The 25,658-nt window shown below is 26.8% G+C and carries 21 protein-coding genes and 1 tRNA gene; 14 read left to right on the top strand and 8 right to left on the bottom strand.

Translation table 11 applies throughout. The annotated features are described in order from the left end of the window. Entirely contained in the window at positions 1 to 2,343 is a 2,343-nt protein-coding gene (locus P9515_RS06680; protein WP_011820690.1) for a GumC family protein, read from the bottom strand. Positions 2,344 to 2,424: 81 nt separating this feature from the next. Here P9515_RS06680 and P9515_RS06675 point away from each other — a divergent pair, with 81 nt between their 5' ends. Then, positions 2,425 to 3,522 carry a polysaccharide biosynthesis/export family protein gene (locus tag P9515_RS06675; protein WP_011820689.1) on the top strand — a complete coding sequence of 366 codons (1,098 nt, stop codon included), beginning with the start codon at positions 2,425 to 2,427 and terminating at the stop codon, positions 3,520 to 3,522. A gap of 248 nt (positions 3,523 to 3,770) precedes the next feature. Here P9515_RS06675 and P9515_RS06670 read toward each other — a convergent pair whose 3' ends face one another. After that, a complete protein-coding gene (locus tag P9515_RS06670) occupies positions 3,771 to 4,715 on the bottom strand; it encodes a hypothetical protein (protein WP_011820688.1) in 945 nt (314 codons plus the stop codon). Between the two features lie 472 nt (positions 4,716 to 5,187). Here P9515_RS06670 and P9515_RS09210 point away from each other — a divergent pair, with 472 nt between their 5' ends. From P9515_RS09210 to P9515_RS06610, 12 genes are all read left to right on the top strand, one after another. Further along, positions 5,188 to 6,096, top strand: a complete 909-nt coding sequence (locus P9515_RS09210) for a glycosyltransferase family 2 protein (RefSeq protein WP_011820687.1) — start codon at positions 5,188 to 5,190, stop codon at positions 6,094 to 6,096. A gap of 8 nt (positions 6,097 to 6,104) precedes the next feature. Continuing rightward, on the top strand, positions 6,105 to 7,433 hold the full coding sequence (locus P9515_RS06660; protein WP_011820686.1) for a glycosyltransferase: 1,329 nt from the start codon (positions 6,105 to 6,107) through the stop codon (positions 7,431 to 7,433). 83 nt (positions 7,434 to 7,516) lie between these two features. Continuing rightward, the gene (locus P9515_RS06655; RefSeq protein ID WP_011820685.1) at positions 7,517 to 8,641 is read left to right on the top strand and encodes a glycosyltransferase; all 1,125 of its coding nucleotides are present in this window, start codon (positions 7,517 to 7,519) and stop codon (positions 8,639 to 8,641) included. Next, on the top strand, positions 8,638 to 9,729 hold the full coding sequence (locus P9515_RS06650; RefSeq protein WP_011820684.1) for a glycosyltransferase: 1,092 nt from the start codon (positions 8,638 to 8,640) through the stop codon (positions 9,727 to 9,729). Before P9515_RS06655 ends, P9515_RS06650 begins: the two co-directional genes overlap by 4 nt. Then, positions 9,726 to 10,895, top strand: a complete 1,170-nt coding sequence (locus tag P9515_RS06645; RefSeq protein ID WP_011820683.1) for a glycosyltransferase family 4 protein — start codon at positions 9,726 to 9,728, stop codon at positions 10,893 to 10,895. Before P9515_RS06650 ends, P9515_RS06645 begins: the two co-directional genes overlap by 4 nt. Before the next feature lie 74 nt (positions 10,896 to 10,969). Continuing rightward, the gene (locus P9515_RS06640; protein ID WP_144038783.1) at positions 10,970 to 12,256 is read left to right on the top strand and encodes a hypothetical protein; all 1,287 of its coding nucleotides are present in this window, start codon (positions 10,970 to 10,972) and stop codon (positions 12,254 to 12,256) included. Then, complete coding sequence (locus P9515_RS06635; protein WP_041710635.1) at positions 12,256 to 13,332, top strand: glycosyltransferase; 1,077 nt, start codon at positions 12,256 to 12,258, stop codon at positions 13,330 to 13,332. Before P9515_RS06640 ends, P9515_RS06635 begins: the two co-directional genes overlap by 1 nt. A 65-nt stretch (positions 13,333 to 13,397) precedes the next feature. Then, on the top strand, positions 13,398 to 13,949 hold the full coding sequence (locus P9515_RS06630) for an LbetaH domain-containing protein (RefSeq protein WP_011820680.1): 552 nt from the start codon (positions 13,398 to 13,400) through the stop codon (positions 13,947 to 13,949). Further along, on the top strand, positions 13,933 to 14,733 hold the full coding sequence (locus P9515_RS06625) for a glycosyltransferase (RefSeq protein WP_011820679.1): 801 nt from the start codon (positions 13,933 to 13,935) through the stop codon (positions 14,731 to 14,733). Before P9515_RS06630 ends, P9515_RS06625 begins: the two co-directional genes overlap by 17 nt. Next, positions 14,730 to 15,620, top strand: coding sequence for an NAD-dependent epimerase/dehydratase family protein (locus tag P9515_RS06620; protein ID WP_011820678.1), 891 nt, complete (start codon positions 14,730 to 14,732; stop codon positions 15,618 to 15,620). Before P9515_RS06625 ends, P9515_RS06620 begins: the two co-directional genes overlap by 4 nt. A 2-nt stretch (positions 15,621 to 15,622) precedes the next feature. Next, positions 15,623 to 16,609 carry an MraY family glycosyltransferase gene (locus P9515_RS06615; protein ID WP_011820677.1) on the top strand — a complete coding sequence of 329 codons (987 nt, stop codon included), beginning with the start codon at positions 15,623 to 15,625 and terminating at the stop codon, positions 16,607 to 16,609. Between the two features lie 219 nt (positions 16,610 to 16,828). Next, on the top strand, positions 16,829 to 18,511 hold the full coding sequence (locus tag P9515_RS06610) for a polysaccharide biosynthesis protein (RefSeq protein WP_049750656.1): 1,683 nt from the start codon (positions 16,829 to 16,831) through the stop codon (positions 18,509 to 18,511). Here the strand turns inward: P9515_RS06610 and P9515_RS06605 are convergent. The 5 genes from P9515_RS06605 to P9515_RS06585 all read right to left on the bottom strand — a co-directional run bounded on the left by P9515_RS06605 (position 18,500) and on the right by P9515_RS06585 (position 24,433). Then, on the bottom strand, positions 18,500 to 19,537 hold the full coding sequence (locus P9515_RS06605; protein ID WP_011820675.1) for an NAD-dependent epimerase/dehydratase family protein: 1,038 nt from the start codon (positions 19,535 to 19,537) through the stop codon (positions 18,500 to 18,502). The genes P9515_RS06610 and P9515_RS06605 overlap by 12 nt on opposite strands. A gap of 12 nt (positions 19,538 to 19,549) precedes the next feature. Next, positions 19,550 to 20,992: a mannose-1-phosphate guanylyltransferase/mannose-6-phosphate isomerase gene (locus P9515_RS06600; RefSeq protein ID WP_011820674.1), complete on the bottom strand. Its 1,443-nt coding sequence runs from the start codon at positions 20,990 to 20,992 to the stop codon at positions 19,550 to 19,552. 276 nt (positions 20,993 to 21,268) lie between these two features. Beyond that, positions 21,269 to 22,267 (bottom strand): GDP-L-fucose synthase family protein, encoded by a 999-nt coding sequence (locus P9515_RS06595; protein ID WP_011820673.1) that lies wholly within the window; start codon positions 22,265 to 22,267, stop codon positions 21,269 to 21,271. 16 nt (positions 22,268 to 22,283) lie between these two features. Next, complete coding sequence (gene gmd, locus P9515_RS06590; protein ID WP_011820672.1) at positions 22,284 to 23,390, bottom strand: GDP-mannose 4,6-dehydratase; 1,107 nt, start codon at positions 23,388 to 23,390, stop codon at positions 22,284 to 22,286. A 969-nt stretch (positions 23,391 to 24,359) separates the two neighbouring features. Next, positions 24,360 to 24,433, bottom strand: a tRNA-Arg gene (locus tag P9515_RS06585). Between the two features lie 291 nt (positions 24,434 to 24,724). On the opposite strand from P9515_RS06585, the gene P9515_RS06580 reads away from it, so the two are divergent. Then, positions 24,725 to 25,408 (top strand): hypothetical protein, encoded by a 684-nt coding sequence (locus P9515_RS06580; RefSeq protein WP_011820671.1) that lies wholly within the window; start codon positions 24,725 to 24,727, stop codon positions 25,406 to 25,408. 9 nt (positions 25,409 to 25,417) lie between these two features. Here P9515_RS06580 and P9515_RS06575 read toward each other — a convergent pair whose 3' ends face one another. Next, positions 25,418 to 25,642, bottom strand: a complete 225-nt coding sequence (locus tag P9515_RS06575; protein ID WP_011820670.1) for a hypothetical protein — start codon at positions 25,640 to 25,642, stop codon at positions 25,418 to 25,420. Positions 25,643 to 25,658 lie beyond the last annotated feature (16 nt).

The raw sequence follows: 25,658 nt of genomic DNA, 5'->3' as shown, positions 1-25,658 counted from the left end.
CTAATCATCTAGCCATTTCATGCTTTTATCAAAAATAATTCTTAGATTTTTAAAAATTAGTTCTTTTAATTTATTGAATTGATCATTGTCATTAAGATTTGATATTTGCTCTGTTTTTTCTGAATTTTCGTTATTAAGATCAATTCCGTAGGTACTATAAGCGGCATATGCATAATCCTCATAGCCGTTCTTCAATACATTTTTAGATTCCTTTTTGATGGCATTAGTAATAATGCCTAAAAAGTGTGTGCCACTTTTTATTGATCTACTAATAGATTCTTTTGGTAAGCTTTTATTTACTGAATTAGTACTTACTAATAAAATCAAGCCATCGGATTTTTCAGATACTAATAATGAATCAGCAAGACCAATTACTGGAGGTGTATCAAAAACTATTAAATCATATTTATCACTTTCTTTGATGTCCTTGATAAAAGTTCTCATTTTTTCCGAATTCAAAAGTCTTGTAGGATCTGGAGGTTTAGTGCCTGAAGTTATCACGTCCCAGTTCTTAAAACCTGGAACTGATTGTATTACATCTTCAAGTGTTAAGGATGGATTTGTAAGTATATTGGATAACCCAGTAAGGTTATTCAAGCCTAAGCGAGAATGAATCTGAGGTCTTCTTAAATCAGCATCAATTTGCAATATTTTTAGATCCATTTCACTTAAAGTCTTTGATAACAATATATTGATTAATGACTTTCCCTCTTTAGGAATAGAACTTGTCATAGTAATAACTTTTATTGGATTATCACTATTCAGAAACCTAAGAGATGTATATATATTTCTTAAAGACTCTTGATAAAAAAATCTATCATAAGATTCTATATTTTCATTATTATTAATTAGGGAAATATCGTTGATTATCGATTTTTGTTCCTCTCTTATATCGCTAAAATAGTCTACATAAGGAACATGTCCCAAAAATGGATATTTTAATTCATTTCTAACCTCCTCAGCCGAGTGATAAACATTATCAAATTTATCTCTTAAAAGAGCCAATCCTAAACCAACAAAAATCGCTATTAATAAAGATTTAGATAATTCCTGAGAATAACTAGGGTATATTCGAGCTGCTAAAAAAGTCGGAGGTTTTATTACAGTCCAAGGAGAACTATCTTGTGCAAGCTCTAACTGAAGTTGTTCTTTAGCAGAAATTATTCCTCCAAGATTAGCTGTCGAGCTTTCTAATTCAAAAATTATTTCAGAATAATCATTAATTTCAGTAAGTAAATTATCAAATTTAGAATTCAAATCAGATAATGTCGATTTTTTAAGTTTAATATTATCTTGAGCAGATTGAATAGCAATATCAACTCCTCTTAATTGTTTTTCCTTAACTTTAGGTTTTAATTGATCTAATCTAGCCTTTATATTTCTTACAACTGATGAATTTGGAGTGTAAACCCGAAGGGCATTCCCAAGTTGTTCATTTAATTCTTTAACTTGAAGATTTAATTTTTCTTCTGGGTTTGTTATTTCTACAGTAGCTGCACCTCTTTTGGAATCTCCTACTAATTCTCTATAACTAGAAGAATCAACTTTTCCTTTTGCGATGTCTTCTTTTACATTTTTTAATCTTTCAATATTCCGTTGTAATTGAGTAATATCTTGGTTAATTTCGTTAATATCAACCTTTAAGCTATCCCCTTGATTAATAGGGTCAACATAATTATTTTTTCTCCTGAAGTTTTCTAATTTTTCTAATAATTGAGAGTTTTTAATTTTTATTGCTGGTTCTTGATTACTTAGAAAAGCTAAACCACTAGATAATTTTTTTTGAGTTCTTAATGAAGCATAGTTTACATATAAATCACTAAGATCCTCTAGTAATAACTTATCTTTTTTAGGATCCTTACTAGTCAAACTAAATTCTAAAATACCTTTAGCTCTTGGGTCTCTTTTTATATTTATTCTTTGTGATAAGGATTTTGTATCTAGTTTATATTTCTTAGATATATCATATAAAACTAATTCACTCAGCAAAAGCTCTCTTAGGGTTGGGATATCTTGTTCTAGATCTGTATTAGTAGCACCCATGAAATTCTTAGCTAATAACATTCCCTCAGAACTACCAGCAATAGATGAAGCTTGTTTGATAGGGTCCTTTATTAATATTGAAAATTCTCCCTTATATATAGGATTATAAATTTTTTCTCGGGTTGTTCTAATTAAGGAAAAAGATGAAAATATTATTAAAGTTAATAAAAAAATTTTTTTTCTTCTTAAAATCAAGTCTAGTAGAAATTCAAGAGAAGTTTTTTCTTCAGATTCGTTATTATTAAGTATTTGGGAAGGATTAATTTCTTCATTAGAATTATTTTTGGATGTGTTATTCAAAACTAAAAAAGATTTTTATTAGGCTTATTATGTCATATAATAGGTTTGTTTACTTATAAATAAGCATTAAAATATTTATTAATGAATAAATTTTTAAGAAAATTATTTTTTTTAAAGTTAGGTCTAATAACTACTATATTGCCTTTCAATCCTATACAAAATTTGCATAGTGAGACATTAAATAAATCAGTTGAAGATAATATAAATGAAAAAATTAATTTACAAGAGGATCCATATATTCTAGGCCCTGGTGATGAATTGAGACTTGCTGTTTTGGATTCAGATATATCATCTGGAGCATATACCATTCTTAATGATGGAACTATAAACATTCCTTTGGCAGGTGATGTTTCTTTGAAAGGAAAAACTATAAAAGAGGCAAATTCTGAAATTAAACAAAGGCTTAAGAAACAACTAATAGAGCCGGAAGTTTCTATTCAAATTATAAAGCCTAGGCCGATGACGGTTTTTGTTCTGGGTGAGGTTGATAGGCCAGGTATATATACTTTAAATATTTCTGGAATTACATCTGGTATTGATTCCTCCGGTTCAAGTATTTCAGGAATGCCTACTCTAATAAAGGCAATTCAAAAAGCTGGTGGTATAACTCAATCAGCAAATCTTAAAGAAGTAGAATTAACAAGATTGCTACCTGGCAATAAGAATGAATATAAAACTTCAAAACTTAATCTGATTAATCTGATTTTTAAAGGAGCTAGAAATAATAACCCTTTTCTTTTTGATGGAGATATTATCAAGTTAAAAAAATCGACAGTAGACCCTACAAAGCGAATTGAAACCATTACTTATAATAATTTATCGCCAAATCAAATTAAGATAAGTGTAATTGGAGAAGTATTAAATCCAGGGAGATTGCAGTTAGACTCAAATACCCCTTTATTACAATCAATTTTAGAGGCTGGTGGACCAATAAATAGTAGATCCTCAAAAACAAATGTTGATTTGTTTAGAGTTAATAGAGATGGGACTGCTTCTCATAAAAAGTTCAAATTGGACTTTAAATCGGGAATATCTCCAAGTAATCCATTGCTAAAAAATGGAGATGTAGTAAGAGTTAGAAGAAATTTAATAACTAAAGCCTCGGATTCTTTGGATTCCATTGCAAGACCTCTTTCAAGTGTAGTAACTGTTTATTCTTTATTTAAAATAATTGATTAAAATTTGAATAACTAAAATAAATGATTAGATACATTTTAGATCTTAAGATTATATTCTAGTTATCAACTTTGTTTTAAATTTGAAATTAAACTCTAGAATATTTATATTTCTTTTTAAGAAGATCTTATTTAAGATAATTTTTAGAAAAATCCTACTATAAGTTTTGAAATATTATCAGTTTATATAAATATAAACAATAAGTATATTAAATAATTATTTATTCTTAAGAAATTATGGTCTTAAATTATTCATTTAAACTTCAATAATTTTTTTAATTTATTTTTTATTCTCATCCTTAAATTTTTTTTCAATCTAATAGCATTTCCTCCGAAGTAAAAATCAAATTGATATTTTTCTGCTTTTTTATCACAAACTAAAAATTTTGGATGTATTATTCGATCACCTAAACTTTTCATAATAGTGTTATTTTTTTTCTCCCATATAGTATGGGTAGCTTCACTATTAAATCCAATATTATTAATTAGGTTTTTATTTGGGATAGCTATTAAAGCGCTATTTTTTATACAAGTAAGAACCCATGAATAATCCCAAGTGTCTGGATTGCCAGTTTTATAAAAATCATCCCATATATTTGTCCAATAATCCTTTTCTGTTTTGTCTTCAAAAGTATTTTCAAGAATATTTGTAGATTTAATATGAGGCCAATCTTTTATATCAACATCGTATTCATCCCATCTATTCTTCCAAGTTGCCCAACCCCAAATTAATGGTATTTTACCAAAATAGTAACTGCCTTCACCTCTTATGATATTGTCTTGATTATTACTACCGCTTATGCACCAAACTCTTTTATCTAATCTATATTTTTCAAGAAGATTATTGCAAAATACAAAAAAATCAGGATGAGCTACATTATCATCCTCCAGTATTATTCCTTCTTGAACATTATTGAAAAACCAATTAATTGCACTAACTACTCCAACTTTACAACCTAAATTTGTCTCACTAATTTGCCATTTGACTTCACAATCCCAGTTTATGAATTCTTTACATACTTCTTGAGTTTTCTTTACCTTAAGAGCTTCCTGACTATTCCCTAATCTAGGCCCATCACAAGAGATAAATAATTTTTTTGGTTTTATTTTACGGAGAGAATCAATAACTTCGATTGTTTCTTTTGGCCTTCTCCATACTATTAATAATATAGGAGTTGTGAAATATTTAATATCCATTTAAATTCAATTTCTTATTTGATAATTATAGTAGAAATATAAATATAAGAAATAATAAATTCTAAATTTTTATTTAGAAAGATATTTCCTTATTTTTGAATTCATTATTTTTTATTATAATAGTATTTATTTTGAATAAGCTTTAATTAAACTAAATCTTATACATGATACTTTTTTTAATAATGACTTATGAATACAATTTATAATTTGCAACCTCGTAAATATCTAAAATAAAACATGCTTTATTTTATATTGTTAAAAATAAAAAATAATATTTATAAGTTGATTTTAATAAATATCAATAGGTTATTTCAAACTTGATTATAATTCAAAGATATAAATAAAACTCTCTCTATGCAATCAAGGATTAAAGCCATAAAAAAATGGGATTCAAAAAAACTTTTGTTAAAAATTTAATAATGTTTATAATCTTAGATTTAAATGAATAATAAAATAATGAGATAATTTTTTAATGGAAAATATATATCCTAAAATTTCAGTCGTTATTCCCTCCTTTAATCAAGGTTCGTTTATTGAAGAAACAATTTTATCAATAATTAATCAAAAATATCCAAATTTAGAATTAATCATTATTGATGCATTAAGTACAGATAGTACTTTGAAGATAATAAAAAAATACTTCAACAAAATAAATTACTTTGTAAGCGAAAAAGATAATGGACAAGCTCATGCTTTGAATAAAGGTTTTAAAATGGCTTCAGGCCAAATATGTTCATATTTAAATAGTGATGACACTTATATTGACAATATTCTCTGGAAAATTGCAGAACAATATAAAAAAAATAAATTTAAATGGATTTATACTGATGTTTTATTTGGAAATTCAATTAAAAATAGTACATATTTTGAAAGAAGAATTTCATCATTTGAGGAGTTTTGTGCTATCCAGACTATCGCCCAACAAGGAGTATTTTGGGAGAACAATTCTTTGAAAAAGCCTTGGTTTGATGAAAACTTAATGTATGTTATGGACCATAAGTTTTTTATAAATTTATATAAAAATTTTGGTAAACCAAACTATTTAAATATTACAGGAGCATTTTTTAGAATTCATGGAAATTCAAAAACCTCAAAATTCGAAAAAATATTGTTTGATGAGAGAAAAAAAATAGGATTGGAATATGCAGAACTTTCAGATAATAAATATCAAAAAAACAAAATAAAATTAGAAATTAAAAGATTAGATTTAAAAATAAAAATGCATAAGACTTATTCTGATATGTTGGCTTGCAAGAAACTAACAATAAAAATAAAGTTTTTTTTAGAGATGCTAATTATATTTATTAAATCCCCCTTTAAAAAAAGAGATCTGTTTTTCTTTGGATACTTAAAAAAATCAATAAAGTTACTTGTAATGTAATTATTTTTATGAAACAAAAAATAAGGTATCTTCACTTATCAGATAATTTTTATCCTCTTATGACAGGAGGAACTGAAATATTTATCCAACAACTAATTAATGTACAAATTAGTCTTCCTGAAAAATATGAAGTTATATGGGCATGCCATAAATCTAATAACAGGTATAAATTTAAATCAAATAATTTAGAAAATTATAAGATTTTCTTAGATCCCGTATTACAAGATAATAGATTAAATACGTTTTCATTTATTGTTAAAGAAGTTCCAGGATTTTATGAGCTACTAAAAAGATTTAAACCTGATGTTGTTCATATACATTCTTTTGGAAGTAAAACAACGATAAATCATGTAGAAGTAATAAAAGCTTTTGGTGCAAAATTAATATTTTCATTACATACCCCACCATGTAGTTGTATGGGTAATTTATTAAATGCATCACATGATATTTGTACAGGAGATTTAATTGACAGAAGATGTACTTTTCTCAGATTAAAATCAAAAGGAATACCATATTTATTAGCAAAATTAATTTCATATCAAAATGGTTGGCCTTTCTCTCCAAATTATAAAAATATAATTTCTCGTTTATTAACTTCAAGAAAATTAACTTCAAATATGCATATTTCGTGGATCAATTTAATGAATCAAGCTGATAATATTCATGTTTTATCAGATTGGTGCAAAAATATGCTTATAAAACAAAAAATAAGTTCAAATAAAATTAATCTTATTAGGACTGCAGGCCCTCAGAAATTAAGTAATAAAAAAAGGTTGCCAATGGAAGATGATGTTTTGAAATTAGTATTTTGGGGTAGATGTAATCCTGAGAAAGGACTTGAAATTGTAATAGAGGCAATATTAATGCTTAATAAAGATTTACCCGTTAAATTGGATATATATGGCCCTTACTGGGGGGAGGATAATTATTCTATAAATTTAATAAAAAAAATCAAGAACGATCTTAGAATTAATTATTTAGGTAATATACCTCAACAAGAACTCTTAAATAAATTGCAATATTATGATTTAGGAGTTGTGCCTTCAATATGGATGGAAACAGGACCTTTGACTATTCTTGAGGCTTTTGCCGCTGGATTACCTATAGCAGGGACAAATTTAGGAGGAATTAAGGAATTATTAGATAATCAATTAGGATGCTTTCTTTTGCCTTCTGATCCAATTGATTGGAAAAATTTATTCTCAAATTTACTAAACAATAAGGTTATTTTGTCTGAATTTAGACCTCCAAAAATTAGAACTTTTTATGATATTGAAAGTGATTTTGAAAGATTGATTTTAAAAAAATATATAAAAAAAGATAGTTTAGACATTTGAGATATAAATAAGATATAAGTAATTAAATTATTGAAATAATATTGATTTATAATTATATAAAAAGGATTAATACAATAATTTGTATGGATAAAAGTAAAATAAAAAGTTGTGATATTTTAATAGTTCTAAATTCCTTAGTTGCTGAAGGTTGCCCGCAACTTGCTTTAAACTTGGCAGAGTATTGGACCTCAAAGAAAAAAAAAATTGAAATAATTTGTTTTGATAAAGATCCTCTAGAGATATTCAAGGAATTTGAAGAAATAAGTATTGATGTTCATTTTTATAAAGATTTTAAAAATAAATTCTTCAGGTACTTTTTTCTAACATACTATACTTATAAAATATGTATTAAATTAAAGCCAAAGGCTATACTTTGCTTCCCTTTTGGATGGCATGCGTTCATAGCGATAGGGGCAAAATTTGCAGGAGTTAGGAGTATTTGCACTCATATAGGAAATTATCCACCGATTTATGAAAAATCAATTCAAAAATTTAGAGTACTTGTTCATCTAGGAAGATTTTTCACTAAAAAATGTATTTGTTGTTCAGATTATATTATGCAAGCTAGTAGAAAACACTTTTATTTACCCAATAAAGCCCTTTGCAGAGTTTATAACTGTTGTGATTTAAATAAATTTTATGATTCAAAAAATAAATTTGAGATTAAACCTGATAAAACTATTAACTTAGGGATGGTAGCTAGATTAGAGAAACATAAAGATCATGAAACGTTAATTAGATCTATATTTGAAATGAAAAAGAATGGATTAAAAGTGATTTTAAGTATTATCGGAGATGGATCAAAAAGAAAAGAATTAGAAAAACTTTCAAAAGATCTTGGAATAGATTCAATGATAAAATTTTTGGGAGCAAGAAGAGATATTCCTAAAATAATATCCCAATTAGACATTTTTGTTTTTTCTGCAAAACAGGATGAGGGCTTTGGAATAGCTCTAGCTGAGGCAATGGTAGCTGGTATTCCGATATTAGCCTCAAATGTTGGTTCATGCCTTGAGATCTTAGGAAATGGCAAGTATGGAAATTTCTTTAAAGAGGGCGATCCAAAAGATTTAGCAATAAAAGTTTCAGAAATGACTCATGATTCAAAAAGTATTTATGAAAAAAGTTTAAAAGCAAGAAAATATGCTATTGATAATTTTTCTATAGAAAAAATGGCTGAAGCTTATTTTTATTATTTGATGTTATGACAATAAATTTTCATATTTTAGATGGTATTAAAATTGGAGGTATAGAAAATCTCGCTTTGACAATGTCTAGAGAGGGAATGCCTATGGAAAAAAATTATTTGATTAATTTGAATAAAAACATTAATAATTTCTCTAATGATATTTCTACTAAAAATAAATATAAAAATTTGAATATAATCTCATTTGAAAGGAGGAGGGGTATTTTATTTATTGCTTTCTTGATAAAATTATTTTCTAAAAATAAAGCCCATAATGTAATTATTTATTTCAATAACATTACTTCTCTTTGGGTTGTTTTAGGAGCAAAAATTGCAGGAGTAAATAATTTAGCAATTTGTGTTCAAAATTTAATTGAGAGCTTTTCTATTAAAAATTTAAAATTAATTTTTTTAATGCGCATTTTTAATATGTTAAATGTAAAACTTGTTCCATGTTCATATGCTATAAAAAATTCTTTTTTAAATTTCAATAAAAATATTATATTTTCTAATGTAATACCAAACTGTATCAATGTAAAAAGTTTTCAAAATGAAGTTCAGAAAAATATCAAATTTAGAAAAATAAACTCACCTATAACTATAATGATGGTAGCAAGATTAGATGAAATAAAGGATCAAGAAACTTTATTAAGAGCCTATGCAAAGATAAATAAAAAATGTAATTTGATTTTAGTTGGAGATGGTAATAAAAGAGCATACCTTGAAGGTATTGCCTCTGAACTAGGACTAGATATTAAAAAAATCTTTGTAGGTTCAAAGTTAGATATTCCAGCCATGTTAGCTGAGGCAGATATTTTTGCATTTTCAACAACCTTATCAGAGGGATTTGGTATAGCTTTAATTGAAGCAATGGCAGCCAGACTACCTATTATTGCGACGGATGTACCTGCTTGTAGAGAAGTTTTGGATGATGGGAAAGCTGGAATTCTCATACCTAAGGGGAGAGTTGACTTGTGGATTAACTCACTGAATGAAATAATTAGCTCTTCTACTAAAAGAGATTACTATATTGAAAAGTCTGCTCAAAATTTAAAAAAATATGATTCAAAAATTGTAAAAACTAAATGGTTGAAACTTTTTAAAGAATGAAAATAATAATAGTTTTAAGAAATATTGGACCCTATCACCAATCCAGATTTGAATCACTAGCAAATGATAATTTGGATTTATATGTATTTGAGACAAGACCTGAATCCAAAGAATATTTATGGAGCCCATCAAATAGTCCTAAATATCAAGTAATCAAATTTCCAAAATCTATTTTTCCAGAAAAAGATATTTCAAATAAAGAGATAGATTATTTTTATAAAAAAAATATATCTTTAATTAATCCAGATGCAATTATTTCAGTAGGATGGGCTGATCGCAGCTATCAAAGATTATTGTTGTATTCTAACTCTAAAAAAATACCTTGTATAATTGTAAGTGATTCAATAATCAAAACAGAAAGAAATTCAAGAAGATTTTTACTTAAAGAGATTATAAAAAAAATAATTTTGAGAGGTTATAGTGCAGCTTTTGTAGCAGGAAAAGAAAGTAGAGAGTATCTAATAAAGCTTGGGATTGAAGATCAAATGATCTTTCAACCTTGGGATGTAGTTGATAATTGTTTTTTTGAAAAATTAACTTCAAAATCAAAACAAAATGAATATAAATATTTTTTATGTGTAAGTCGTCTTTTAGAAAGAAAAAATCTTTTTAATCTTATAAAAAGCTTTTCAAATTATCAAAAAGAGGGCGGGCTTTGGGGATTGAAAATAATAGGGTCTGGAAATCTTTATTTAAAGTTAAAAGAATATGCAGAATGTTTAACAAATCAAGAAAAAATTCAAATCATAAATTGGTTACAGATAAACGATTTAGTTCAATATTATAAAAATGCCTCAGCATTTATACTCCCAAGTTATTTTGATAATTGGGGATTAGTTGTAAACGAAGCTATTTCTTCTGGATTACCTTGCATTGTTAGCCAAAATTGTGGATGTGCAGTAGATTTAATAAAAAATAATGAAACAGGTTTTGTATTTAATCCAAGCAACAACTACGAATTGCAAAATTATATGAAAAAGGTAGAAAATTTAACAAAAGATGAACAATTTAAAATGATCTCTCTTGCTAGAACTAATTTAAAAAATTATGATTTAGATACTTTCTCAAAGAACTTAAAAAAATCTATAGTTTTTTCAATAAATAATCCTAGGAAATCACTTTTTTCATCATTACTATTGAGATTAGTTTCTAATATATGTTCATAGATTTTCTTTTTAGTTTAAACTCTTCAGAAATATTTTATTTAATAGTCCTGTTTATAATTTGTATCTGGGAATTATTGAAAAACTATAATGATAAAAAATGGTTTAATTTTTTTAAGCCAACTACACTTTTCGGGGCCTTAGTAATTTTTTATTGTTTGGTTGGCCCTATTATTACATCTGGACAACAAGATGGATCAATTTCATATCGTGGAGTAGATCATAGGGAGTTTTATGAAATTGGATTAATAGGAGCTCTACTAACGTATTTATCTTTTCAATTAGGTTTCAATTTTAAAAAATATTTCAAGAAAGAAAAATTTGGTATCAATAAATTAAAAGGTTATCAACTTGGAACTAAAGATTATTTATTTATTCATAAATGGGGGGAAAGAATTATATTATTTTCACTATTCTTGCAATTTATTAATTATGGAACAAGTTTACTTTCTAGGGCTCTTAATTTGTATACATTGGCTGAAATTTCTAGTGGAGGGGGCGGTGGAGGTTTTGCTTCTAGTTGGATTTCATCAACAGTAAATTTCTTGATAGTTGGCATAGTTTTATTATTTATATGCTTATTGAACGGCATTAAAGAAAGAACTAAATTTGTTTTTTACTTGTTAACAACAATTAGTCTTTATGTGAGCTTGGGCTTCAGATATAGATTATTTTTATTATTATTGCCTTTAATTTTAATTTATTTTTTTTATAAAAAAATAAAACCTGATATTACATTATTACTGAGTTTAATTTTATCGACTTTGCTTATTTTTGGATTTATCCAGATTTCTAGAAATTATGGAACGGGTTTGAATTATGAACTTTTTTCGAGGAAGTATTCAGTAACAGAACAATCAGTTTTGGAATTTGTATTAAAGTCTGCAACCTTCGATACTAATGTTTTCCATACTTCTGCTGCAATAATTTATAAAACACCTGAGGAAATTAATTATTCAGGTATAAAACCTATTATAAATACCTTAACACTTCCTATCCCGAGAATATTATGGCAAAATAAACCGAAGGGAGAATATTTGATTACAGCTTATAGAACAATTTATGACGGTTTCTTGTGGGAGGTTGGTGCAGCTAATCTTGGATTTGCAGAATATTATTTAGCTGGTGGATGGATTGCATTAATAACAATTAACTTTTTTCTTGGGCTTTATTTTAAGAAATTATGGAACGAGTTTTTATTAAATTTTAATGATCCAATAGCTCAAATTAAATATAGTCTATATCTAAGTTTTATGTTTATAGTGTTTACTAGAGGATATTTACTTCAATTGACTTTTTTATATTTTACAATTTTTATTCCTTTCCATTATTTTTCTAATATTTGGAATAAAAGATATAGATGATGAAAGTTTTACATATATCTTATTCTTATGACTTCAAAGATGGCGGCATAACAACTGTTGTTGAACAATTAATAAGAGAACAAAAAAAAACTAAAATAAAAGTTGAATGGTTAGCAAGTAATCTTTTTCTAAGTCCTTTTAAACGTAAAAAATTAATCAAAGAAATTTTAAAAATCAATCCAACAATTGTTCATTTACATGGTCTTTGGAGAGTTCATACAAGAATTACTAATGATTTATTAAAAGCAGATATCCCATATGTTATTACTCCACATGGAATGTTGGATAAATGGGCTTTAAATCAATCACAATTAAAGAAAATAATATCTTGGTATTTATGGGAAAAAAAAGCATTAAATAATAGTTCATTTATTCAAGTACTTTCATCTGGAGAATTTGAAGCTATAAAAAAAATAAATTCTGCATGGAAATGTCATCTAATTTCAAATGGTATATTTATGCCTCAAAAGAAAGAATTGAAGTTAAATGAATATCCTAAATCTTGGGAAGATAAAATTCCTAGAAATTCAAATGTATTACTTTTTTTAGGCAGATTTCATAAAAAAAAGGGTATTAATGAGTTAATCAAAGCATGGGAGATTGTATCAAAATATTCATATAGCAAAAATTGGTGGATTTGCTTTGCGGGTTCTGGAAATTTGAAGATACTTAAAAAATTTGATAATAAATCGTTAATAAAAAGAATTATTGTTTCAAAACCAGTTTTTGATTTAGAAAAAGAAAAAGTATTTCGAAATTCTTCTGCTTTTATTCTAAGTTCATTTTCAGAAGGATTACCTATGGCTGCTTTGGAGGCTATGTCTTATGGGATTCCATGCTTAATAAGTGAAAATTGTAATCTTTCTGAAACTCTAAATATTGGTGCTGCAATAAAAACTAATCCATCAGTAAATGAAATCATTAAATCTTTAAAATATTTAATAAAAATGGATGATAATGAGAAAAAAAAGATTTCAAAACTTGCCTATAATTATGTTTCTATAAATCATAATTGGTCTAATTTAACATCCCAATTAAATGATTTATATAGATCAGTTTGTGAAGATATCTTATGAAATTGTAAATATTTAAAATAATTAAAGATGTTTAATATAAATTTAAAATAAGGAAATTATTGATAATGCGACTTCAAAATTTAAATTTATATGAAAAGAAAAAAAATAGTATTTCAATAATAATAGTTAAATTAATTTGGGATTTTTTTGGCAAACCTCTTTTTTCTAGCTACATTCCTGGAACATATTGGAGGAAGTTAATTTTAAGAATTTTTAGAGCTAAAATTGGAAAAGGAGGAAAAATAAAAACAAATATAAAAATTTCTGAACCATGGAATTTATCAATAGGAGATCATTGTTGGATTGGTGAAGATGTATGGATAGATAATTTAGCTTTAGTTAAAATTGGCAATAGAGTTTGTATTTCTCAAGGAGTATATTTATGCACTGGAAATCATAACTATAAAAAAGATTTATTTAATTTAATTTTGGAAAGAATTGTTATTGAGGATGATTGCTGGATAGCTGCAAAATCAATTATTGCCCCAGGAGCTATTTTAAAAAGAGGTTCTGTGACATGTTTAGGTTCTTTAGTCTCAGGTATACTAGAAAAAGATGGAATTTATAAAGGTAACCCTGCTAAGCTTTTTAAATTAAAAGATGATAACCTCAATTAAAATAATTGTTCCAACTTTAAATACATATTTAATTCTACCTAAGTTGATAAATTCATTAAAAATTCAAACTTGGAAAGACTGGAAATTATTATTTATTGATGGAGATTCAACTAAAAAACATTTTAATTGGATTGAGACTTCATGTTTATCTGATTCTCGAATAAATGTTATTAAACAAGAGAAAAATCATAAAGGAATTTATGGTGCTATGAATCAGGGTTTTAAAACTATAAAAGATAATGAATTAGTACTTTTTTGGGGTTCTGATGATTGGGCTATATCTCCAAGTACGTTTGGAGATATTATTTCAGAAGTAAATTCATATAAAAATAAATATGATCTTCTTATTTGCAGAGGAAAATATATAGACTTTAAAACTCAAGGGATAATAAGAAAATCATATTTTTTAGAAAATAAATTTTTATTATCCCTTGATAGAAAAAAATTTAGGAAAAGTCTTTTTCTGGGAATGATTCCTCCCCATCAAGCTACATTTTTTAATGCAAATGCTTTTGAGAAGTTGTCAAGTTTTTCCGAGAATTTACAACTTGCTTCAGATTTGGACTATTTTCTTAAGTTTAGTTGCATTGATAATATTTCAATATTAGTTCTTAATAAAGAATTAGTTAATATGTCTACAAACGGTATAAGCTCACAAAAAAATATTTTAAGGCTGAAAGAAGTATTTTATTGCTATAAAAATGTATTTGGAATATGTTTTTTTGTACCCTATATATTAAGATATATTCGAAGAATCTTAACAAGATTATTTAATGAAGTATGAATATTTATCTATTTGGTAAAACCTCTTTATCAGGTGAAGCTTTTTATAAATTCTTTAATTTTCAAAATTCAAAATATAAAATATACTCTTTTTCCAGAGACAAAAAAAGAGGTTATAAACTTGACTTAAAAAAGCCAGACTCTTTTTCTCCTTTAGACAATGAAGAATTTATATTAATAAGTTTTGCTCCTATATGGCATTTTGCTTCTTTTTTAAATTATTTGTTTTATCATCAAAATTTTAAATTGGTAAACCTTAAAGGAATTATTATTTGTTCTTCCTCTTCTGCATTAACCAAGAGATTTGAATCTAACGATTATGATAGAAATCTAGCAAAAAAGTTATTAAGATCTGAACATAAGGTAATGTCAATAGCTAAAAATCTTAATATAAATTGTCAGATAATTAGACCAACTTTGATTTATGGTTCTTTAAATAAAATTAAGGATAATAATATTCAAAAAATTTTATTAATAATGAGAAAATTAAAGATAGTTTGTCTGCCATCTAATTCAGGAACGAGACAACCTATTCACGCATATCAATTGGCAGAAGTTGTTTATTTTTTAATGATTAAATTATTAAAAGAAAAAAGTAAAGTAAGCAATAATTTAATTAATTTGGGTGGGGATATTATTTTAAATTATCATGAAATTTTAGAATCTTTAAAGAATGCATCAGATAAAAATGATCCTATTAGGAAATGTATTATATTAAAAATCCCAAATAGAATTTTCTTAGTTTCTATACTTCCTGTTATGATTTTTTCTCCGAAATCCTTTGCAGCATTATCTAGGATATGTTCTGATTTATCTGGCTTCGAGAAGGCATGTGAAATTACGAGAAATAAACCTAGAAGTTTTCCTTTCTCAAAAGATTTCGAGTAAATATGGTAAATATTATTTATTTAGGATATTTTTTTTTAGGTGTATTTACCTCTTATATTATTTTAAAAAATGGTATTAAATTTTTTGAAATATTTTTTCTAGATAATCCTAATAAAAGAAGCTTACATATAAAACCTATTCCCAGTGCCGGTGGTTTATCTTTTATAGTTCCTCTAATAATTTATGATTTAATATTCGCTTCATTTAATAATTTTGAAGGTATTGTTTCATTATCTTTATTATGTATACCCCTCATATTTATAAGTTTATTAGATGATTTAATAAAGGTCTCGCCAAAATATAGATATCTTTTTCAATTATTAACCTCTTTTCTTATTTTAGGATTCAGTAATATTAGTTTATTTTTATTAAACCCAATATTAGATATTTTTATTTTAATTTTTCTTCTTATTTTTATTACTGCAGTAATTAATTTTACGAACTTTATGGATGGCTCAGATGGATTAGTAGCTGGATGTATGTTTGTTTTGTTTCTAATAATAAATTATAAATTAAATTCAAACATATCCCTTATTGTCCTTTTAGGCTCATTAGCAACTTTTATTTATTGGAATTGGAATCCAGCAAAAATTTTTATGGGAGATATAGGAAGTACTTTTTTAGGAGTATATTTTGTTGCAAATATTCTTCAGTTTAATGATTTAAAAGAAATTGTAGGCTTATTATTAATTGCAAGCCCCTTTTTCGGAGACGCTTTAATTACTATATTCAGGCGCTTTTTTTCAAGGCAAAACATATTTAAAGCTCATAGACAACATCTCTACCAAAGACTATATTTAGGAAAATTATCAAAACAAGAAGTTGCTTTAATATACATATTGCAAATTTCGATAATAGGCATTGTTTACATAAAATTAAATTTTGTTTACGAAATAGTAAGTATCTTGTCTTGTCTAATTATAATGTATTATTTAGAGAAAAAATATGCCTTGTCCTTTGAGGAAGCGATGAATAATAAGTTAACTTGAAATTTTTCTTTTGAAATGAATAGATTTTTATTCTTAAAAATAAGTTACCTATTAAGGTATTTACTGAATTTAAAAATTAAGCATAGAAAAATTTACTTCATATGTAGTGATCTTATACTTTTGACTTTTTCATATATATCCTCATTATGGTTATTAGATTTAAGCTACAATATTAGGTATAAATACTTTCTGTTTTTTCTTTTTTTTACTTCAATCTATTTGATTTTTGGAAATTATTACAAGCACCTTACTAGATATTCTTCGAGTGTCGGCTTTTATAAATTAGCAATTAAGAATACATTATTAATAATATCTATACAAATCATATTTTATTTATTAGGTTTTTATTCTTATACTTTTAAATTTTGGTTACTTTTATGTTTTTTAAGCTCTTCTTTTACAATCGCATTAAGAGTTTTAGTAAGGGATTTAATAACTATTTTCAATATATCCCCTAGAAATAATGTTAGTAAAATTGCTATTTATGGAACTGGACAAAATGAAGTTCTACTAAGTCAGCAAATTCTTTTAACAGGATCGCATAATATTGTTGCATTTATTGATGAGAATCCGGAGTTAGAAAACAGAGATATCAATGGGATTAAAGTAAAATCTTTAAAGCAAATATCAAATTTAGATTTTGATCAATTACTTGTTTCAACTTTATCTATTAATTCCAATCAATGGTTGAATATTCTAAAACAAATAAAAATAATAAAGCCTAGAATTAGAATATTGAAAATTCCTTCAATTAATAGTATTGAAGATGGAAAAGACAAAATAGATTTTTTAAAACCTATATCTTTAGAAGACCTATTATTTCGTAAAATCGTTCCTCCTAAGGAAAATTTGCTTGGTCCTGGAATTAAAGATAAGGTTGCATTAGTTACTGGTGCAGCTGGTTCTATTGGTAAAGAGCTAAGTTTACAAATACTTTCGTTAAACCCCTCAAAACTTGTTGTAGTTGATTTTAGTGAGCCTAATCTTTTTGAGCTTAAAAATATATTAATTAAAAATAATTTTCAAAATAAAAAAATCTATTGTGAATTAGGCAGTACTTCAGACTATAAATTTATGCAAAATATTTTTACAAAGCATAATCCTGATATATTGTTTCATGCTTCTGCTTACAAACATGTAACTTTATTAGAAGAAAATCAAATAGAAGCTATTAAAAATAACATAAAATCTACTCTAAATGTTTGTAAACTTGCTTATAAATTTAATACTAATAAACTTATTTTAATTTCTTCCGATAAGGCAGTAAGGCCTACAAGTATTATGGGAGTTACAAAAAGGATATCTGAACTTATCGTAAGTAGCTATGCGCAAAAATGTAAAAACTCAATAGATAAAGAAAAATTAGTATTTTCTATGGTACGTTTTGGGAATGTTTTAGGTTCATCTGGGTCAGTAGTTCCTATTTTTCAAAAACAGATAGAAGATGGAGGGCCAGTAACTGTTACAGATCCTAGTGTTACAAGATACTTTATGACTCTTTCTGAAGCAGCTTCTTTGGTTATTCAATCTTCTGTCTTAGCAAAAGGGGAAGGAGAAGTTTTTCTATTAGATATGGGAAAACCTATGCAAATAAAAAAGCTTGCAGAACAAATGATACTTTTAAATGGTCTTAAAATTAAAAATGAAGAAAATCTTGATGGTGATATTGAAATTGTCTATAGAGGTTTAGGTTCTGGTGAAAAACTTTACGAAGAATTATTGATAGATGGGAAATCGCAAAAGACAGATCATCCATTAATTTTTAAAGCAATTGAGAAATCTTTAGATTTCGATGACTTAAAAGGTAAACTTGATAATTTATTTATACATTTAAAAAATAATGATAATAAAAAAATGATTGAAATTCTTTGTGAAATTATCCCCGAATGGTTAAGAGAATAATTTATAAAAATTTTTATACCATTTCACAAATTCCCTTATTCCATTTTTTAATGAGGTATTTGGTTTGTAGTTAATTAAATCTTCTATATAAGAAGTATCAGCATATGTTTTTTTAACGTCTCCTAATTGCATTTTTTCAAATACTCTTATTGCTTTTATATTAATCTCGCTCTCGAGAATATCTATAAATTCTAATAGGTTTATTGGATTACTACTTCCAATATTTATAATCCTATGTGGAGTTAATTCAGGTAATTCTGAAGAGTTTAAATTTTTGTCATCATTTAAATATTTTGGTGGTAGGTGAAGGAGCTTCAGTATTGCTTCACTAACATCATCAATGTAGGTAAAATCTCTAAACATTTCGCCGTTATTAAAAATTTTTATTGGCTTTGAGGAGAGAATTGATTTTGTAAAGATCATTGGAGCCATATCTGGTCTACCCCAAGGACCATAAACTGTAAAAAGTCTTATTCCAGTAGAGGGTAGTTTAAAAAGATGACTATAGGAATGGGCCATTAGCTCATTAGATTTTTTTGTTGCTGCATAGAGACTTACTGGATAGTCAACAAAATCCTTCTCAGAAAATGGAATTTTTTTATTACCACCATAAATAGAACTGCTACTTGCATAAATCAAGTGATCAACTTGGTTATCCTTGCAGAACTCAAGAACATTACCAAACCCAACCAAATTTGAATTAATATATGCTCTTGGATTTTCTATTGAGTGTCTTACACCTGCTTGGGCGGCAAGGTGAATAACTTTTTTTGGTAAGTGTACTTTAGAAATGTTTTTTAAAATTTTTTCATCCTTCAAATCTGCTTTTATAAATAAGAATTCTCCCTTAATATTATTTTTTGAAAAATTTTCTATTTCTTTTAAACGGGCTCTCTTTAAACTAATATCGTAGTAATTATTAAGATTGTCTAATCCAATAACAAATAACCCCTTTTTGATTAATTGTTTACATACATGAAATCCTATAAAACCTGCACAACCAGTGACTAATATTTTTTCTTCCATAAAAATCTTATTTTAATCATTTATTCTACCGTAATCGTCTTTGAACCTTACAATATCATCCTCTCCAATATAATCTCCACTCTGAATTTCAATTAGAGTTAAATCAATTTTTCCAGGATTACTTAATCTATGCTTTGAACCTAAAGGGATGAAAGTACTTTGATTTTCACTTAAAACGAAACTTCTATTGTCTAATTCAACTTGTGCGGTTCCTTTCACTACTATCCAATGTTCAGTCCTATGATGATGCATTTGTAGGGAGAGTTTTGATCCGGGATTGACTTCAATACTTTTAACAAGCCACTTTTCATTCTCTATTAAAGAAGTATATGAACCCCATGGTCGATATATCTTTCTATGTGTATTGACCTCCGTGTATCCTTTTTTTTCAAGTTTATTTAATACTGTTTTTATTTTATTTAATTCATTTTTGTTAGCAGCAAGTATTGCATCAGAAGTCTCAACAAGTATTAAATCTTTTAAACCCAGAGTAACTAAAAGACTATTCTCACTTTTGATATAGCAGTCAGTTGATCCCTCATTAAAAACTTTACCTTTAATTACATTGCCAAAAGAATCTTTCTTTTCGTTATCCCATAATGATTCCCAATTACCAATATCACTCCATCCTGCATCTAAGGGAAGAACTAAACCTAAATTAGTTTTTTCCATAACGGCAATATCTATTGGGATATTAGGAGATTTAGAGAAAGAATCTCCATCAATTCTTATAAAATCAAGATCTCTAACACTACTACCTATTGCTTTTTTGCAATATCGTAAAACTAAGGGTGCATGTTTATTGAGTTCTTTAATAATTAAGCTATTTTTGAAAACGAACATTCCACTATTCCAAGTATATTTATTTGACTTGACAAGTTTTTGAGCTAATTCTTTGTTTGGCTTCTCGATAAATCTTTTAATACGACTACCTTTAATATTATTTTTATCAAGAACGAATTCACTTTCTATATATCCATAACCTGTTTCTGGGCGATTAGGAATTATTCCAAATGTAACTAAATTATTTTCTAATGCTGACTTACATCCTTTTTGTAAAACTTTTGAGAAAACATTTAGATCTCTAATTATATGATCCGCAGATAATATTAACAATAATGGATCTTCTTGCTCTTCTTCTAAAGCTTTTATAGCTCCAAGAGCAATTGCTGGGGCTGTATTTTTACCTTCATTTTCAAGTATTATTGCTTTTGGTTTTACATTTATATCTCTCATTTGTTCTGCTACTAAGAATCTATGCTCCTCATTACAAATTATTATTGGCTCAGTAATACCTTCTAAAAAAGATATTCTCTCCTGAGTCTGTTGTAAAAGGGACTTATTCTTATCTCCGTGCAAAGCTAAAAATTGTTTTGGATAACTCTGTCTAGAAAGCGGCCATAATCTAGTTCCTTTCCCTCCACATAAAATTATAGGAATTATTTTTTGTTCCATTAATATTAAACTACATTATTAAAATATTACTACAAAGATTTTTATTAACTCAATTAATAAAAATCTAATTTTTAAATGTTTACAGCATAGTTACCAAATTTTTTTGTCAGTCAGTATTTATAGCTGTTTAAAAAGGATTTATAGGAATCAATCTTTTAAAATATTTCTATCAAAAAATACTTAAATTTGGAAAATTATTATAAAAGTTATTCCAAAAAAAATTTTTAAAAATAATGCTCATAATGATTTCCCAACTCTGTTAAATTGGAATTGTTTTTATTTAATTCTAAGTTTGTTCTCTTTTAATTCTTTTTTATAGTCTTTATACGTAATTAGTAGTCCTTCCTCCAAAGATATTTTTGATCTCCAACCTAATTTTTCTAATTTTGAAACGTTTAAAAGTTTCCTAAATGTCCCATCGGGTTTATCTTTGTTCCAAATGATTTTCCCTTTGAATGAGGTGATACTAGCAATCATCTCGGCAAGCTCTTTTATACTCAAATCAATTCCTGTGCCAACATTAAGCCAATTTAATGGCTCTCCTGATTGATCTAAAGGTGCGTCATTTTTATTGGGATCCCAATTTTCCAGTGCGAAAATTGAAGCATCTGCCAAGTCATCAACATGCATAAATTCTCTCCTTGGATTTCCAGATCCCCAACATTCAATATAGTTTTTTTGCTCAAGTTTGTGTGAATGGAATCTATCAAGTAAAGCTGGTAGAACATGACTATTAGATGAATGATAATTGTCACCTTTACCATAGAGATTCGTTGGCATAAGTGATATTGCATCAAATCCATACTGTTTTCTTAATGCCTGACATAATTTAATTCCACTAATCTTTGCTAATGCATACCATTCGTTCGTTTTCTCAAGAGAACTTTTTAGTAATTCATCTTCATTTATGGGTTGACTTGAATTTTTTGGATAAACACAACTACTCCCAAGAAAAAGTAACCTCCTCACTTTATTTTTCCAAGCACTTTCAATAACATTATTTTGAATCTTTAAGTTATCTAATAAAAAGTCAACTGGATATGTGTTATTTGCAAATATTCCTCCAACTTTAGCAGCCGCGAAAATTACGATATCCGGTTTATTTTTTTTAAACCAATTAAAAACTAAATTTGAATCTTTCAGATCAAGTTCAGAACTATTAGGGAAAATTAAATGTTTAAATCCTAAATTATTCAACTTTCTTATTATGGCACTTCCAACCATTCCACTTCCCCCAGCTATAAATATTTTTTCTTCCTTATTTATTAGTGTCATCTAATATGAACCATCTTTATTCTTGGGAATTATTTATTTGAAAACCTGATTTTTTCAATAGAGAGTCTTTCCTAGCTTCTTCTTTATCAGATTCTATCATTTCTTTTACTAATTCTTCTAATGAAGTGTTTGGAGTCCAACCTAATTCTAGAGATGCTTTTTTTGATTCACCAAGAAGAAATTCAACTTCAGTTGGTCTAAAGTATCTGGGGTCAACTTTGATAACTATTTCCATAGTATCAGCTCTTCTTCCCACTTCATTTAAACCTTCTCCTTCCCAAATTATCCCAGGTTTTCCTTTATCACTCCAGCCAAGATAAGATGCACTTATCTCAGCAAATTTTCTTATACTTTCTGCTCTCCCAGTTGATATGACATAATCTTTTGGTTCCTTTTGTTGAAGCATTAGCCATTGCATTTCCACATAGTCTCTTGCGTGTCCCCAATCCCTTTTTGAATTAAGATTTCCCAAGAAAAGAAGTTTTTCAAGGCCAGCATCTATTCTCGCAAGCCCTCTTGTGATTTTTCTCGTGATAAATGTTTCTCCTCTCCTAGGGCTTTCATGGTTGAAAAGAATCCCGTTACATGCGTACATTCCATATGCTTCTCGATAATTAATCGTAATCCAATAAGCATATAATTTTGCAACACCATATGGACTTCTAGGATAGAAAGGTGTTTTTTCGTTTTGAGGTGTTTCCTGAACCAAACCATATAATTCACTAGTGCTGGCTTGATATATTTTTGTTTTTTTTGAGAGACCTAATACTCGAACTGCCTCTAATATTCTTAAGGTGCCTAAAGCATCGCAATTAGCAGTATATTCGGGAGTTTCAAAACTAACTGCTACATGACTTTGAGCACCTAAATTATAAATTTCATCAGGGGAGATATCTTGTATAAGTCTTATTAAGTTTGTACTGTCAGTTAGATCACCATAATGCATAAAAAATCTTGGATTATTTTCATGTGGATCTTGATATAGATGATCTACCCTTCGCGTGTTTAAGCTACTACTTCTCCTCTTTATTCCATGTACTTCGTATTTTTTATTTAAAAGAAATTCAACTAGATAACTCCCATCTTGTCCGGTAACTCCAGTAATTAAGGCTTTTTTATTCATAATTTTATTTTATTTATTAATACTTTTTCAAAATACATATTTCATTGTGAATTTAATATAGGTTTAATTATATAGCTTCATAAAAGTGATTTGTATTCATCTAAATAAAAAGTTAATTTATCTAGCTATCTTTTTCCCATCTTCTTTATCTACTAAAAATTTATTTAATCCTGCTGGTATTATTCAACAAAAAACACTTATTCTTACATTAAATTATTTATATCTACATAAATGTGAAACGATAAATCTTAGTTAAGAGGCAAAATAAGTTATTTGTTAATTTAGTATGGTTGAGTTGATGCTTTTTTTAGTATTAATTGTTTTATAGGGCAAAAAAAGAATACAAATATAAGTTTAAAAAGTTTTAAATTAAAGAGATGAAGCTATATCTAATAGCGTTTAATGATGAGTTGATGCTGAAGAGTAATATTACGTTTTCCCTGTTTGGGATGAGTAAAATTAACATCTTGGAATTAAAGAAAATCTTTTTTCTAATTCATTAATCTTGCTTCTTTTCTAAAATGATTTCTCAGGCATTTAAAAATCACTTGAGAACAAAATTTGCAAGATTTATATTTGAACAAAACTTATACTATTAATTATTTCAATTTAATTAGCCCATTAAGATGTACAGCCATTTCATTTGATGGTTCATAAGGATAAAGAACTTTATTTAAATTTCTCTAAGACTTATAATCAAACAGTATATCCAAGAAATAAACGAAATATATATCATGAAAAAATCAATATTATGAAGAGAAATAATTGGTTTTTTTTAATCTCATAAAAGAGATAATTCCTGAAATATATGCTCATAAATTTTACATAATTTATATTTGGAGAAATTTTATTTTCCTTTTGTGAGTAATAAATCTATTTATTTAAAATACGCTTAGATAAATAGAATTTATAAATGTTTTTGAAAAATTAACTTCAGATAAATATTTTTTACATTACGGCATCTTTGCACGCTTCCTAATGGATTCGAACCATTGACCCACTGCTTAGAAGGCAGTTGCTCTATCCAGCTGAGCTAAGGAAGCTAATGTTTCTCATGTTTTTAAGTTACTCAGCTTTTCACTCAGTTAACAAAATCTTGAAAAACAGAAATAAATTAACTTTATTTATAACCTTATTATCTTAATACAGCCTCGCACTTGCAACCAGTAATTTTTCAAATTTAAATACTATATATAAAATTCTTTTTATTAATATTTAATCCATGCGCTGTTATTTTCTATAGTCACGATTTATAAAGTTATCCTAAATCATTTTTGAAAAAATAAATTTATATTAAATTAATATATAGAATTAAAAAAAATAATTTATTCATTTTGGCTAAAAGGCTTTCAGATAAACAAAAGGAACAATTAACCCAAGAATTTATTAATGGAAAGAATATCAATGATATAGTAGACGAATTTTGTTCTACTAAATTAACAATCTCTAGATATTTAAAGAAAAATCTAGGTGAAAAAACTTATCAAGGTTTGATAGATAAAAGTAAAATCTCCAAAGGATTATTAATTGGGTCAGAGAAATCTTCAATTGAAAAGAAAAATCTACTTACTAAGAAAGTTTCAAAAAGAGATATTTCCCATGAAGAAGCAAATAAGATTACTTCTCTGGATGATGAATCAGATTTTACTTTTAATGAGTTTGTGGAGGTTGCACCTCTAAATTATGAAATTGATAACATAACTCAAAAGGACTTATCATCAATACCTCTTTCAGATATAGATTTCCCAAAAGTTGTTTTCATGATTGTTGATAATAAAATTGAATTACAAACTAAACTTCTTAATGATTATCCTGATTGGCAATTCCTTTCTAAAGAGGAATTAAAAAGAACAACTATAGAAATATTTTATGATTTAAAAATTGCAAAACGCTCTTGTTCAAAAGAACAAAAAGTTATTAAAGTCCCAAATACTGATGTTTTCAGAATTGTCGCACCACTTTTGATATCTAGAGGAATTACAAGGATAGTTTCTTCTAATACACTAATATCATTATAAGGTAAATTATTATTTCCTTTTTTTATAAAAATTTACTGTGAGGAGGTTTCCAAAAAGAGAACCAGTTATAAAGCTTGTTCCAGTTATAAATCCAATTGGTAAGGATATAGTTTTATCTATTAATAAATCAACCTTACTGGTATTGCTACTATTTTGTATTCCAGTAACTAATATAATAAAAAGACAAGAATTGAAAGTAGCTAAAAAAAATATTTTTTTTACTAAGTTATGCATTTGATCATAATTATTT

Source organism: Prochlorococcus marinus str. MIT 9515, from assembly GCF_000015665.1.
Taxonomy (GTDB): Bacteria; Cyanobacteriota; Cyanobacteriia; order PCC-6307; family Cyanobiaceae; genus Prochlorococcus_A; species Prochlorococcus_A marinus_P.
This window is presented reverse-complemented; position numbering and strand designations above follow the sequence as displayed.